This window comes from Pseudomonas sp. GW821-FHT05H12, from assembly GCF_059419385.1.
On sequence record NZ_JBWKRS010000002.1, the window covers coordinates 128,345 to 142,663 of the forward strand.

Consider the following 14,319-nt stretch of genomic DNA (forward strand, 5'->3'; position numbering starts at 1 on the left):
GCTGCACGTAATGCCCTGGCGTTATGCACCGGGGTAATTCTGACCATACCGACCTCGCATTCAATGAAATAAAAACAAAAAAATCAGAGATGTCCGGTGGTCCGGTGCATATACCCTAAGCGTGTTAAATCTTTAAATAAACTAACTTCTAGGAATATGCATAGAAGGGCTGTCACCCCGGTTCGCAGGGTGAACCGGGGTGATGCGGTTGGTAGGTCGACGCGGCCCTGGCGGGCCGGGCTGGCGCCTGGGGTGAGCAGGCGGCGATGTTCAGTGTGCGGGTCGGTGCCCAGCGTGAATTATTGCCCACGCGATCAAGGATGCAGTACGTCACGTCCAGGCGGCTGTCGTCGCCGGCCTCGACAATCACCGTCGAGGGCACCCACAGGTGGACCGTCAGGCCGACGTCCGACGGTTGGATTGGCGGCAGGTCCAGGCGCACATCGCCCCAGCGCAGGGTGATGGCGTCGCCGCTGCTCATGTTCAGGTAGGGCTCGATGGTCAGTGGGATGCCACGGCGCACCTGATGACCATTGACGCCATGGCGACGGATCGTTTCGGGCAGGCCCACCGGGGCGAGGTTCTGGTTTTCATCGCTGAACAGGGGCGAAGGCTCGCCGCCGGGGTAATTGGTCTTTACCTTTACCCGCGTCGGGGCGGAACGGACCGGGCCGTAGCCCACTTGCATCACCTGGTAGTGCACTCGCGCCGAGCCATCCTGCACAAAGCTTTCCGGTACGCGCAGCTGGGTCGGCATGCCGATCTTGCAGGCCGTGATCCTCCGTGAGGCGGCGAAGCAGTTGTTCCAGAACAGTTCGATCAAGTCGCCCTCGTCCATGCCGGGGTAGGGCGCAATGTCGACTTGCAGCTGGGTGGCGGCCAGGGCGTTGATGCCTTCCCGATGCGCCTGGGGCAGGCTCGGGGCGGTGAGCAGGGGCGGGGTTGCAGTGCGCGTCATACGTAATCTCCTTGATGCAGCCAGCAGCAATCGTTCCGAACCGTTGGCGCGGGTGCGCAAGGGGGCCGAAAGGGAACGATTCAGTGAGTAGCCGGGATAGGATCCAATCCTCTAGGCCCTAGATAAGAGGGTTGGCCGGGGAGCGTCAATGGCGGCACGGGGCTAAACGGCAAGCAGGGGGAAATTCAGAAGGGTCTGACTCGCGCGGGGATATTCGGGTGGTGACGGCGGGGTGTTTTACAGGCTGGAATGAGCATTCCCTGTGGGACCGCGCTTCATGTAGGAGCTGGCTTGCCTGCGATAGCATCACCTGGGTGTGATGGATACACCCTGGTGTCTGCATCGCAGGCAAGCCAGCTCCCACACAAGCCATTTTCCATAGACCCAGGGGATGTTTCAGTGGGCGAGAAACTTGCTCAGGAACTGCTTGGTGCGTTCTTCCTTGGGGTTGGCGAACAGCGCCTTGGCCTCGCCTTGCTCCACGATCACGCCCTTATCGAAGAAGATCACCCGGTTGGCCACATCGCGGGCAAAGCTCATTTCGTGGGTGACGATGACCATGGTGCGGTTTTCTTCAGCAAGGCTGCGGATAGTCGCCAGCACTTCCCCCACCAATTCCGGGTCCAGTGCCGAGGTGGGTTCGTCGAACAGGATTACCTCCGGCTCCATCGCCAGCGCACGCGCAATCGCCACGCGCTGTTGCTGGCCGCCGGAAAGACGCCGTGGGTACGACTCCTCCTTGCCCGCCAGGCCAACCCTGGCCAGCAGCTTGCGACCGAGGGCGACCGCCGCGTCGCGTGGCATCTTCTTGACCACGATCGGGCCTTCGATGACGTTTTCCAGCGCGGTGCGGTGGGGGAACAGGTTGAAGTTCTGGAACACGAAGCCCACGTGCTGGCGCAGGCGCCGCACCAGGCCCTGTTGCTGGTTGAGCGGCTTGCCGGTGTCAATCTCGATGTCACCCACCTTGATGCGGCCACTGGTGGGTTCTTCGAGGAAGTTCAGGCAGCGCAGCAAGGTGGTCTTGCCGGAACCGCTGGGACCGATGATGGCGACGACTTCGCCTTCCTTGACCTCAAGGTCGATGCCGTTGAGTACCACCTGGCCCTTGAATTGTTTGGTCAGTTTTTCAACCACGATCATGCTTCAAGACTCCAGGTCATGCCGGTTGACCCGGTCTTCCAGGCGGTTTTGGAAGTGCGCCAGGATACTCGCCAGAATCCAGTAGATCAGGGCGGCGGACAGGTACATGGTGAAGATTTCGAAGGTCCGTGCAGACACCAATTGGGCCTGGCGGAACAGCTCGGGCACCTGGATGGTAGCGGCCAGCGCCGTGTCCTTGACCAGCGAAATAAAGCTGTTGCCCAACGGCGGCAACGCCGTGCGCATGGCTTGCGGCAGGATGGCCCGGCGCAGGGTCTGCGCGCGGGTCATGCCGATACTCGCCGCAGCTTCCCACTGGCCACGCTCGATGGACGCGATGGCGGCCCGCAGGATTTCACAGGCGTAAGCGGCCATGTTCAGCGAGAAGCCGATCAAGGCCGCCGGGATCGGATCCAGCTCGATGCCCACTTGCGGTAAGCCGTAGTAGATCAGGAACAGCTGCACCAGCAAGGGCGTGCCGCGAAAGAACGACACATAGACCCGGGCGATCCAGCTTGCCAGCTTGAAGCGCGACAGGCGCATCAAGGCCAGGCCGAAGCCCAGCAGCAAGCCGAAAAACATTCCGCCGAGGCTAAGAATCACCGTGTAGTACGCGCCCTTGAGCAGAAAGGGCGCGGAGTCCAGCGCGAGTTGGAAACCTGCTTCCATTATTCAGTGACGTCAGCGTTGAAGTACTTCTCGGACAGCTTCTTCAAGGTGCCGTCGGCGCGCAGTTTGTCGAGGGCCTTGTTCACCGCGTCGAGCAGCTCAGGCTCGCCTTTGCGCAGGGCGATACCGGCTTCCTGGCGGGAGAAGGCGTCGCCGGCAGTGGCAGTGTCCGGGGCTTTCTTGGCGTATTCCAGGGCGGCCAGGCGGTCGATCAGGATGGCGTCGATACGGCCGATACGCAGGTCCTGGAACTTGGTCGGGTCATCGTTATAGGTCTTGATGATGGCTTTAGGCTGATTGTCCTTGAGCCATTGTTCGTAGTTGGTGCCCAGGCCTACACCGACTTTCTTGCCGGCCAGGTCGTCGGCGGTCTTGATGCTGTCGACGTTCTTTTTCAGGACCAGTGCCTGGATACCGGACACGGTGTAAGGCTTGGAGAAGTCGTACTTCTTCTTGCGCTCTTCAGAAATGGTGACCTGGTTGACCACCGCGTCCAGGCGCTTGGATTCCAGGGCGGCGAGGATGCCATCCCACGGCGTGGCCTGCAGCTTGACCTTCACGCCCAGCTCCTTGGCCAGGGCTTCGGACAGTTCCACTTCAAAGCCGCTGAGCTTGCCGCTTTCGTCGACGAAGCTGAACGGTGGGTAGGTGCCTTCCAGGCCGATCTTGATCTCGCCCGCTTTCTTGATGGTGTTCAACTGCTCGCCAGCAACCGCCTGGCCCATCCACCCAGCCCCGAGGGCCAGGCCCAAAGTGCCAACCAGCAACGTACGACGCAATGCAGAAATAGTCATGAAGAGCCCCTGTGTTTTTTATGTTGAGCGAAGCAGGTGACGCAGTAGTCGTATCCTGCCTTAAAGCGCGGTGCGCGTCTTCGCCTACGGCGCGATGATAAAGCCGCTTCTTAAGACTTGAAAATAATATAAAATTAATTTGTTATTCTGTTTTGGAATATAACGCCAATCTAATGTGGGAGCTGGCTTGCCTGCGATGGCGGTGGGTCAGCACAACATCCGTCGGCTGATACACCGCCATCGCAGGCAAGCCAGCTCCCACATTTGCAGCCCGCGTTTATTCAGTTGAACGCAGAGCCATAAGCAAACAGCGCCGGCGCCCCACCGGTGTGCAGGAAAATAATCGGCCCGTCTTCAAACCGCTGACGCCCGATGCCGTCCAGCAAACCGGCCATGGCCTTGCCAGTGTAGACCGGGTCCAGCAGCAGCCCTTCCTGGCTCGCCAGCAGCTTGACCGCCGCCAGCGTGCCGGCATTCGGCTCACCGTAGCGCGGGCCGAAATACTCGTCCCACAGGATCACCTTGAAGGCCTCGGGAATCGCCACGCCCAGCAATTCGGCGGTGCGTTCGGCCAGGCCCTGCACTTTCGGGCGCTGGGCTTCATCAGTGCGCGACACGGTCACACCAATGACCGGCAGGTCCGGCAGTACTTCACTCAAGGCCAGGGCCAGCCCGCTGTGGGTGCCCGCGCTGCCCGATGCCAACACCACGGCGGCAAATTCGAGACCGCTGTCTTCGATCTGTGCGGCCAGTTCCAACCCGGCGCGCACGTAGCCCAGCGCGCCGAGGGCATTGGAGCCACCGATGGGCACCAGGTACGGCTTTTTGCCGTTGCTGCGCAGGCGATCGGCCAAAGCGTTGAGTTGGTCGTCGGCGTTATCGAGGTTCTCGACCAGCTCGACCTTGGCGTCGAACAGGTCCAGCAGCAGACGGTTGCCGTTACCCAGGTAGTTGGGGTCTTCGGTGCCGGTGGGGTTTTCCAGCAGCGCCACGCAGCCCAGGCCCAGCTTGGCGGCCAACGCAGCGGTCTGGCGTACGTGGTTGGATTGCAGGGCGCCGGCGGTCACCAGGGTGTCAGCGCCTTGGGCGATGGCATCGGCGGCGAGGTATTCGAGTTTGCGCAGCTTGTTGCCGCCCATTGCCAGGGGCGTGGTGTCATCGCGCTTGACGTAGATGTCCCTGCCCAGCCAGGCCGACAGCCGCTCGAGTTTTTCCAGGGCAGTGGCGCCGCCCAGCAGTTCCAGGCGGTTAAAACGGTCGAGCTGTTGTTTGATCATGGCTACGCACGGTGGCTAAGAGATGAGGCGACTATAGGCAGGCACTTTTCATCGGGCAACTGCCAAACGCTTATGCCGGATAGTTCTGAGCATCACACCATTGGTTCTTAAGAACGCTCGGGGTGCATACCGTAAAGTGAGCGCCATTACGTCAGGAGTGAATACCGTGAGTGAGCGTTCCAGTCATTGGCAATTGCAGACCATCGTCAGCCAGCTGCGCGGCGCCCGGGACCAGTGGCGAACGCGCAACGGCCGCCTCAGCGGCGAGCATGGTGGGCGTGAGTTGCCGTCGCGTGAGGCGGTGGCGCAGATTCTTGAATCGCTGTGCGGTGCGCTGTTCCCCATGCGCCTGGGGCCGGTGGACCTGCGTGAAGAAAGCGAAGATTTCTACGTCGGCCACACCCTCGACGTGGCGCTGAACGCGCTGCTCGGCCAGGCCCGCCTGGAACTGCGCTATGCCGCCCGCCAAGGCGGCAAGGACGATCGTGAGGTCGACGCCCATGCCATCCGCCTGATCCAGGATTTCGCCCTGGCCCTGCCGTCCTTGCGCAGCTTGCTGGACACCGACGTGCTGGCTGCCTACCACGGCGACCCGGCCGCCCGCAGCGTGGATGAAGTGCTGCTGTGCTACCCGGGGATCCTGGCGGTGATTCATCACCGCCTGGCCCACCATCTGTACCGCGCCGGCCTGCCGCTGTTGGCGCGGATCAGCGCGGAGATTGCCCACTCGGCCACCGGTATCGATATCCACCCCGGCGCGCAGATCGGCCCGAGCTTCTTCATCGACCACGGGACCGGTGTGGTGATTGGCGAGACGGCGATCATCGGTGAGCGCGTGCGCATCTACCAGGCCGTGACGCTGGGCGCCAAGCGCTTCCCGGCAGATGAGGACGGGCAGTTGCAGAAGGGCCACCCGCGCCACCCGATTGTCGAGGACGACGTGGTGATCTACGCCGGCGCGACGATCCTGGGGCGCATCACCATCGGCAAAGGCTCAACCATCGGCGGCAACGTGTGGCTGACCCGCAGCGTGCCGGCCGGGGCGAATATCACCCAGGCCAACCTGCAGCACGACGACGGCACACAAAAATAGCCAACCCGCCTAACCCCTGTGTAGGAGCCGGCTTGCCGGCGATGAGGCCATTAGCCTTGCGCTGATTTTGAGGCCGCCATCGCAGGCAAGCCAGCTCCCACAGGGTCAACCGCATTTCAAATTTCCCTCGTAAACGCTGAACGATTTGTCATCCCCGCCCGTCATACCTGTCCTTGAGCTAGTGTAGGAATTACCTACCACTCAGCCTTGCGATTAGTCCCGGACCGCCTATCCATGTTTAACTTGAATGCTCGTTCAAGTTAAACCCGGTGGTTCGCTGCCCGCTCACAACAGGAGGCTTACCTTTGCTGAGTCCGTTATTCACAGCCACATTCCACACCCTCGGGGTGCATCGTTCATGAGTGCATCGTCCACCCCTGCAAGTGGCCTGGTGCGCATGAATGCGCCGGTCTTCTACTTCGCCGCCACGTTTATTTTGTTGTTCGGCGTCACTGTCATCGCGATCCCGCAACAGGCCGGTGCCTGGTTGCTGGCCGCGCAAAACTGGGCGGCCAATACGGTCGGCTGGTACTACATGCTGGCGATGACCCTGTATCTGGTCTTCGTGGTGGTCACCGCGTTATCGGGCTACGGCAAGATAAAACTCGGTGCCGACCACGACGAGCCCGAATTCAGTTACTTGTCCTGGGCCGGCATGCTGTTCGCCGCCGGGATCAGCATCACGCTGTTTTTCTTCTGCGTTTCCGAGCCGCTGACGCACCTGGTGCAACCGCCCCAGGGCGCACCGATGAACGCCGACGCGGCGCGCCAGGCCATGCAGATCCTGTTTCTGCACTGGGGCCTGCATGGCTGGGGCGTGTTCGCCTTTGTCGGCATGGCCCTGGCGTACTTCGCCTACCGGCATAACCTGCCGCTGGCGCTGCGCTCGGCGCTGTACCCGCTGATCGGCAAGCGCATCAACGGCCCCATCGGCTACGCCGTGGATGGCTTCGGCATCATCGCCACGGTGTTCGGCCTGGGGGCCGACATGGGCTTTGGGGTGTTGCACCTCAACTCCGGCCTCGACTACCTGTTCGGCGTGGCTCACACCCAATGGGTCCAGGTTGGCCTGATCACCCTGATGATGGGCGCCGCGATCCTGGTGGCCGTCTCCGGCGTCGACAAGGGCGTGCGGGTGATGTCCGACATCAACATGCTGCTGGCCTGCGCGCTGCTGCTGTTTGTGTTGTTCGCCGGCCCCACCCAGCACCTGCTCAACACCCTGATCCAGAACCTGGGCGACTACCTGGGCGCCTTGCCGACCAAGAGCTTCGACGTATACGCCTATGATAAACCCAGCGACTGGCTGGGCGGTTGGACGGTGTTCTACTGGGCCTGGTGGATCGCATGGTCGCCGTTCGTGGGCCTGTTCATCGCACGGATTTCCCGTGGCCGTACCATCCGCGAATTCGTGTTCGGCGTGCTGCTGATCCCGCTGGGTTTCACCCTGGCGTGGATGTCGATCTTCGGCAACAGCGCCATCGACCAAGTGCTCAACCACGGGCTCACCGCACTCGGTCAATCGGCCATCGACAACCCGTCGATGAGCCTCTACCTGCTGCTGGAAACCTACCCGTGGAGCAAAACCGTCATCGCGGTCACGGTGTTTATCAGCTTCGTGTTCTTCGTCACTTCGGCCGACTCGGGCACCGTGGTGCTGTCGACCCTGTCGTCCAAGGGGGGCAACGCCGATGAAGACGGGCCGAAATGGCTGCGGGTGTTCTGGGGCGCGATGACCGCGCTGGTCACCAGTGCGCTGCTGTTTGCCGGCAGTATCGATTCGCTGAAATCAGCGGTGGTGCTGACGTCACTGCCATTCTCGATGATCCTGCTGCTGATGATGTGGGGGCTGCACAAGGCTTTCTACCTCGAGTCGCAAAAGCAGATTGCCCAGTTGCACTCATTGGCGCCTATCTCGGCCGCACGCAAGGGCAGGGGCGGCTGGCGTCAGCGCTTGAGCCAGGCCGTGCATTTCCCGTCGCGGGACGAGGTGTACCGCTTCCTGGATACCACCGTGCGACCGGCGATCGAAGAAGTGACGGCGGTGTTTGTCGAGAAAGGCCTGAACGTGGTGACCCAGCCGGACCCGGCCAACGACAGCGTCAGCCTCGAAATCGGTCACGGTGAGGAACGCCCGTTCGTGTACCAGGTGCAGATGCGCGGTTACTTCACGCCGTCGTTTGCCCGGGGTGGCATGGGCAAGAAAGAGATCAACAACCGCCGCTACTACCGGGCGGAAGTGCACCTGGCCGAAGGTAGCCAGGACTACGACTTGGTGGGCTACACCAAGGAGCAGATCATCAACGACATCCTCGACCAGTACGAGCGTCACCTGCAGTTCCTGCACCTGGTGCGCTGAGGCTCAGGCCCTGAGGTACAGGGCCAGCGCCACCAACGGCGCGCCGAACACGCCACTGCCGATCACCAGCTCCGACACCAGGGGCTGGCCGGCAGTGAGCACGCCGACGGCGCCGTTGGCCACTGATGCGATCAGCCAGACGCCGACAAAACTGTAGGCCAGCACCGTGCGGCTGATGCCGAGTTTTTGCCCGATGAACAGCATCAGTGCTAGCAGAATCAAGCCGCAGCTGATGACGACGAGGGTGTGCATGACGGTGATCTCCTGTGGGAGCTATCCCCTGTGGGAGCCGGGCTTGCCCGCGATGCAGGCACCTCGGTTATTCAGAGGCACCGAGGTGATGCCATCGCAGGCAAGCCAGCTCCCACACAAGCCGGCTCCCACAGGGGATCTCATCGGGTCGTTAGTGTGTAGTGGGTTTAAGCAAGTCCTGCAAACCCACCTTCCAGAACAGTTCTGCCCGCACCCGATCCGCCACGCCATTGACGATTTCGCAGCCATCCTCGGAAGGGTCGATATGCCGGCGGAACGGGCGTGTGCCGAACGGCAAGCCGACGATCTCGACAATCGCCTTGGCCACCTCACCCACATCCGCATCCTCAGGCTCCAGCGCCGCCAAGCCTTGCAATGCAGCTTCTGCAACCCCCGCATACGGGCCGTCGTTGTACAGATCGACACGCGCCTGATCGCTGGGCTTACCGGAGTGGGCAAAGTGATTGGTGCCCTTGGTAAACGCGCCGGGCACGATGATCGAGGTCTCGATACCCCAACGCGTCAGCTCGCTGGCGTAGGACACCGCCAGGGAATCCATCGCGGCCTTCGCTGCAAAGTACGGCGCAAGAAACGGCGGTGTCCCCCCGCGAGCGCTGCTGGACGACACCCACATCACCAACCCTTTGCCCTGCTTGCGCAGGTACGGCAGCGCTGCACGGTTGACCCGCTGCGTGCTGAGCACGTTGATGTCGTACAGCTGGGCGAACTGCTCCGGCGTGAAGGCTTCGGCCGGGCCGAACGACATGTGCCCGGCGTTGTGGATGATCACATCCAGGCGCCCGCAGTCGGCGACGATCTTGGCGACGCCGGCGTCCACCGACTCGCTGGAGGCCACGTCCAGCTCGACGCTGCGCAGGTCCACCTGGTGCTCTTCGGCATAGCGCTGGACCTGGGCCACCTGCGGTGCATTGCGCCCCAGGGTTTCGCGCATGCTGGCGTAGACCGTGTGGCCGGCGTCGGCCAGGGCGCGGGCGGTGAGGGCGCCAAAACCACTGGAGGCGCCGGTAATCAGGATGATCGATTTCATGCTGTTGCCCTCGATTGCGTTCAAACCAGCCCGCCATTGGCGCGCAGGATTTGCCCATTGATCCAGCCACCGGCCGGGCTTACCAAAAACGACACCACGCGGGCGATATCTTCCGGTTGGCCCAGGCGTTCCAGGGGCGCCATCTTGGCCAGGCCCTGAATCTGCTCTTCGCTCTTGCCGTGCAGGAACAGGTCGGTGGCGACCGGGCCAGGGGCGACCGCGTTGACGGTGATGCCACGTCCGCGCATTTCCTTGGCGAACACTTGGGTCAGGGATTCCACCGCCGCCTTGCTGGCGATGTACACGGCGTAGCCTGGGAAATTGAGGCCCACGGTGCTGCTGGAAAAATTGACGATGCGCCCACCGTCGTTGAGGCGCGTGGCTGCCTCGCGCAGGGCGTTGAAGGTGCCACGGGTGTGGATGTCGAAGTTCTGGTTGTAGAGCTCGTCACTGTGCTGGGCCAGGGGCAGTGTCTTGAGAATGCCGGCGTTGTTGACCAGCACGTCGACCTTGCCCAGTTGGGTTTCGGTTTCATCGAACAGGCGCTTGATATCGGCGGGCTTGCTGACATCACCCTGGATCGCTATGGCTTGGTGGCCGGCCTGGCGCAGTTCCACCACCAGCTTCGACGCCTCAGTGGCGCTGCTGGCGTAGTTGATCGCCACGGCGTAACCGTCGGCGGCGAGTTGTCGGGCCACCACGGCGCCAATGCCACGGGAAGCGCCGGTGATGATTGCGACTTGAGTTGTCATGGTGCGAGGTCCTTTGGAGTGGGTGTGGACGCAGATTCACATGTTTACCAGGACCGATAAATGCGCCAGACTTGCCTTGACTGTTCAATAATCGCCAACAATTAGTCTGAGGGAATGTCACGTGGATCAAGTCAAAGCGATGAAGGTGTTTGTGCGCATTTACGAGCGTTCAAGCTTCACATTGGCCGCCGATGACCTGAACCTGCCGCGTGCCACGCTGACCCACACCCTCAATCAATTCGAGGCCTGGCTGGGCACCCGCCTGCTCGAACGCAGCACTCGCCGTGTGCGCCCCACCCTCGACGGCGAGGCTTATTACCAACGTTGCGTGCAATTGCTGGCGGAGCTGGAAGAGGCTGAACTGGCGTTTCGCAGCGTGGCGCCCAAGGGGCGTTTGCGCGTGGATTTGCACGGCACCCTGGCCAAGTATTTTGTGATCCCGGCGCTGCCGCAGTTCATGGCGCGCTACCCGGAAATCGAGCTGTCGATCAGTGAGGCGGATCGCTTCGTCGACCTGATCGCCGAAGGCGTGGATTGCGTGTTGCGCGCGGGCACCCTGGGGGACTCTGCATTGATCGGCCGGCGTGTCGCGACCCTGCGCCAGGTGACCTGCGCCAGTCCCACCTACTTGCGAAAATACGGCGAGCCAAAGTGCCTGGCGGACCTCGCGACACATCGCGCGGTGAACTACGTTTCGCGCACCACGGCCAAGCTGTTTCCGTTCGAATTCATGGTGGGTGGCGAGCTTGAAGAGGTGAGTATCGAGGGCGCGCTTTCGGTGTTTGGTGCCGAGATTTATTCCGCCAGCGCGGTGGCCGGGTTGGGCATTATCCAGTGCCCGCATTACCGCATGGCCGAGCTGATCGAGCAGGGTGTGATGCGTGAAATTCTCACCGATACGCCACCGCCGCCCATGCCGGTTTCGATTTTGTATCCGCACAATCGACACATGTCGCCGAGGGTTCGCGTGTTCGTGGATTGGCTGTCAGAAATCTTCGAAAATGCCCGCTAACCCGCGTAGTTAAAGGGTTCCTTAAATTTAATTTCATTCGTGAACTAACGGTTTTGACTCCGAACTGTCATCTGGCCACTGCGTAATTGTGTGAAGCGTTTGACGCTTTCATTTCAGAACAGTGACGGAGACCGGTAACAATGAAGACGTTATTAAGCCCCATGGTGGGTGCCGCCATGGCGAGCTTTATGCTGTCCGCCCATGCCGATTTTATCGATGACAGCCACGCCGATGTGACCCTGCTCAATCGCTATCTCAACCAGCAGGGTCGTGATGTGGTGAACAGCACGGCCAAGGCGCACAGCGTGCGTGATTGGGGCCAGGGTTTCGAGTTCAACTTCAAGTCGGGCTACACCGACGGCCCGGTCGGTTTTGGCCTGGACCTGCAAGCCTTCTACGGCTTGAAGCTGGATTCCGGTGGCGACCTCAACGACAAGGATCACCAAGGCCGCTACCCAGGCAGCATGTTCCCGCTGGACAACGGCAAGTCCGCCGACCAGTTCGGCGTGTTGAGCCCTACGTTCAAGATGCGTTTTGCCCAGGATGAGTTGCGCCTCGGCACGCTCTACGGCAACAACCCGGTGCTGGCCAACACTGACGGCCGCCTGTACCAGCAGACCAACACCGGCGTGCAACTGGTGTCCAAGGACCTCACGGACTTCACGTTCACCGGCGGCGATATCTTCAAGACCAAGATCCGCAACGAAACCGGCGACCAGGGCATGATCACCGCCGGGGGCACCAAAGAGAGCGATCGCTTCCTGTTTGGCGGTGCGGACTACACCGGTATCCAGAACACCACCGTGAGCCTCTGGTACTCCAATCTTGAGGATTACTACCAGCAGTTCTTCCTGGGCGCCAAGCGTCATGACGCCTTGTCGGTCGGCGCAATCGACACCGATATCCGCGTATTCCGCAGCCTGGGTGTGGGCGAAAACGCCGACGGCGACAAGGACTTTGCCGGGGCTGGCCTCTACGGTGACGGCACCAGCAAGGGCCGCATCAACCAGACCACCGCGAGCTTGCTTGAAAGCTACAGCCTGGACGGCCACACCGTCGGCCTGGGTATCCAGAAAAACAGCGGCGACAGTGACTTCCCGTACCTCGATTCTGGCCTGAACAGCGGCGATAACCGCCAGGGCCCGGGCTCGGGCGCCGACACCCCGGCGCTGACCAACATGCAGTTGAATAAATTTCAACACGCCGGTGAGCGCACGTGGCTTGCGCAGTACAAGTATGACTTCGGTAAGCTGGGCCTCACGGGCCTGTCGTTCTCGGCGGCCTACGCCCACGGGGATGACATCCGCACCGTGCAGGGCACCACCAGCGAGTGGGAACGCAACATTGCCGTGGCTTACCAAGTACCGACCGGCACCCTCAAAGGCCTGGGCGTGACCTGGAAAAACGCGCATGCCAGCCCGGATATCACCGGCGCCACCGTGCAGGATGAAAACCGCTTCTATGTCAGCTATGTCGTTCCCCTCTGGTAGGAAATTGCTGTAGAACGGAACGGCAGACTTAAGCGATTCAGCTGCTTAAAAGGCCTGGGAATAGCGTTATTCCCGGGCCTTATTAGTCCCAAGTTCAAGAGAGGATTCGATGACTTACATTGCTGCCGAAAACCGCTATGAATCTATTCCGTATCGCCGCGTAGGCCGCAGTGGGTTGGTGCTGCCGGCACTGTCCCTGGGCCTGTGGCACAACTTTGGCGACAGCACCCCGATCGACACCCAGCGCGCCCTGCTGCGCACGGCGTTCGACCTGGGGATCAACCACTTCGACCTGGCCAACAACTACGGCCCACCGTACGGCAGCGCCGAGATCAACTTCGGCCGTTTGCTGCGCGAAGATTTCAAGCATTACCGCGATGAACTGATCATCTCCAGCAAGGCCGGTTGGGACATGTGGCCCGGCCCTTACGGCCAGGGCGGCGGTTCGCGCAAATACGTACTGGCGAGCCTGGACCAGAGCCTGCAACGCCTGGGCGTCGACTATGTGGATATCTTCTACTCCCACCGCTTTGACGCCGACACCCCCCTGGAAGAAACCGCCAGCGCCCTCGCCACCGCCGTGCAACAAGGCAAGGCGTTATACATCGGCATCTCTTCCTATTCGGGCGTGAAAACCCGCGAAATCGCCGCCTTGCTCAAAGAGTGGAAAGTGCCGCTGTTGATCCACCAGCCGGCCTACAACCTGCTCAACCGCTGGGTAGAAAAAGACCTGCTGGACACCACCGAAGAACTCGGCGCCGGGGTGATTGCGTTCACGCCGCTGGCCCAGGGGTTGTTGACCGACAAGTACCTCAATGGCGTGCCGGCCGATGCACGGGTCAACCGTCCGGGCGGTGGTTCGTTGCAGGCCAAGCATTTGTCCGATGCCAACATTGCCCACGTGCGTGCGCTGAACGAAATCGCCAAGCGCCGTGGTCAGAGCCTGGCGCAACTGGCGCTGGCCTGGACCCTGCGCGATCCACGGGTGACCAGCGCGCTGATCGGTGCGAGCCGGCCGGAGCAGATCATTGAAAACGTCGGTGCGCTGAAGAACCTGAGCTTCAGTGCGGAAGAACTGGCGGAGATCGATCGGTTTGCCCAAGAGGGTGGGATCAACCTGTGGGAAAAGCCCTCCACTGCTGAGTAACCATCACCGATAACCCCCCGTAGGAGCCGGCTTGCCGGCGATGAGGCCATTAGCCTTGCGCTGATTTTGAGGTCGCCATCGCCGGCAAGCCGGCTCCTACAGTTGATCTTCAGTGTGGCGAATTCACCCGGTAGTACTCGGTCAATGTGGGAGCCGGGCTTGCCCGCGATGCGGGCGCCTCGGTGTGTCAGTCAGACCGTGGTGATGCTATCGCAGGCAAGCCAGCTCCCACACAAGCCGGCTCCTGCAGTTGATCTTCAGTGTGGCGAATTCACCCGGTAGTACTCGGTCAATGTGGGAGCCGGGCTTGCCCGCGATGCGGGCG

Annotated in this window: 13 protein-coding genes; 5 read left to right on the plus strand and 8 right to left on the minus strand. The window is 61.5% G+C overall.

What is annotated here, in order from left to right:
- Positions 1–172: 172 nt before the first annotated feature.
- From AC07SU_RS02215 to AC07SU_RS02235, 5 genes are all read right to left on the minus strand, one after another.
- Positions 173–958: a hypothetical protein gene (locus AC07SU_RS02215; RefSeq protein WP_494996081.1), complete on the minus strand. Its 786-nt coding sequence runs from the start codon at positions 956–958 to the stop codon at positions 173–175.
- Between the two features lie 396 nt (positions 959–1,354).
- Positions 1,355–2,101 (minus strand): L-cystine ABC transporter ATP-binding protein TcyN, encoded by a 747-nt coding sequence (gene tcyN, locus AC07SU_RS02220; protein ID WP_494996082.1) that lies wholly within the window; start codon positions 2,099–2,101, stop codon positions 1,355–1,357.
- Positions 2,102–2,104: 3 nt separating this feature from the next.
- Entirely contained in the window at positions 2,105–2,770 is a 666-nt protein-coding gene (gene tcyL / locus AC07SU_RS02225) for a cystine ABC transporter permease (protein ID WP_071482540.1), read from the minus strand.
- Positions 2,770–3,564: a cystine ABC transporter substrate-binding protein gene (tcyJ, locus tag AC07SU_RS02230; RefSeq protein ID WP_176997368.1), complete on the minus strand. Its 795-nt coding sequence runs from the start codon at positions 3,562–3,564 to the stop codon at positions 2,770–2,772. The genes tcyL and tcyJ overlap by 1 nt, the downstream gene beginning before the upstream one ends.
- A gap of 281 nt (positions 3,565–3,845) precedes the next feature.
- Positions 3,846–4,841, minus strand: a complete 996-nt coding sequence (locus tag AC07SU_RS02235) for a D-cysteine desulfhydrase (protein WP_176997367.1) — start codon at positions 4,839–4,841, stop codon at positions 3,846–3,848.
- A 166-nt stretch (positions 4,842–5,007) separates the two neighbouring features.
- Between AC07SU_RS02235 and epsC the strand changes: the two genes are divergently transcribed.
- On the plus strand, positions 5,008–5,934 hold the full coding sequence (gene epsC, locus AC07SU_RS02240) for a serine O-acetyltransferase EpsC (RefSeq protein ID WP_494996083.1): 927 nt from the start codon (positions 5,008–5,010) through the stop codon (positions 5,932–5,934).
- A gap of 397 nt (positions 5,935–6,331) precedes the next feature.
- A complete protein-coding gene (gene betT / locus AC07SU_RS02245; protein ID WP_176997479.1) occupies positions 6,332–8,293 on the plus strand; it encodes a choline transporter BetT in 1,962 nt (653 codons plus the stop codon).
- A 3-nt stretch (positions 8,294–8,296) separates the two neighbouring features.
- Here betT and AC07SU_RS02250 read toward each other — a convergent pair whose 3' ends face one another.
- The 3 genes from AC07SU_RS02250 to AC07SU_RS02260 form a co-directional block, all read right to left on the minus strand.
- The gene (locus AC07SU_RS02250) at positions 8,297–8,545 is read right to left on the minus strand and encodes a hypothetical protein (RefSeq protein ID WP_494996084.1); all 249 of its coding nucleotides are present in this window, start codon (positions 8,543–8,545) and stop codon (positions 8,297–8,299) included.
- A gap of 151 nt (positions 8,546–8,696) precedes the next feature.
- Positions 8,697–9,593: an SDR family oxidoreductase gene (locus tag AC07SU_RS02255; RefSeq protein ID WP_494996085.1), complete on the minus strand. Its 897-nt coding sequence runs from the start codon at positions 9,591–9,593 to the stop codon at positions 8,697–8,699.
- A 20-nt stretch (positions 9,594–9,613) separates the two neighbouring features.
- Positions 9,614–10,345 carry an SDR family oxidoreductase gene (locus tag AC07SU_RS02260; RefSeq protein ID WP_176997363.1) on the minus strand — a complete coding sequence of 244 codons (732 nt, stop codon included), beginning with the start codon at positions 10,343–10,345 and terminating at the stop codon, positions 9,614–9,616.
- Positions 10,346–10,466: 121 nt separating this feature from the next.
- On the opposite strand from AC07SU_RS02260, the gene AC07SU_RS02265 reads away from it, so the two are divergent.
- From AC07SU_RS02265 to mgrA, 3 genes are all read left to right on the plus strand, one after another.
- Positions 10,467–11,357, plus strand: a complete 891-nt coding sequence (locus AC07SU_RS02265) for a LysR family transcriptional regulator (protein ID WP_494996086.1) — start codon at positions 10,467–10,469, stop codon at positions 11,355–11,357.
- Positions 11,358–11,518: 161 nt separating this feature from the next.
- Positions 11,519–12,847, plus strand: coding sequence for an OprD family outer membrane porin (locus AC07SU_RS02270; RefSeq protein ID WP_176997478.1), 1,329 nt, complete (start codon positions 11,519–11,521; stop codon positions 12,845–12,847).
- 109 nt (positions 12,848–12,956) lie between these two features.
- The gene (gene mgrA / locus AC07SU_RS02275) at positions 12,957–13,994 is read left to right on the plus strand and encodes an L-glyceraldehyde 3-phosphate reductase (protein WP_494996087.1); all 1,038 of its coding nucleotides are present in this window, start codon (positions 12,957–12,959) and stop codon (positions 13,992–13,994) included.
- Positions 13,995–14,319: the final 325 nt, after the last annotated feature.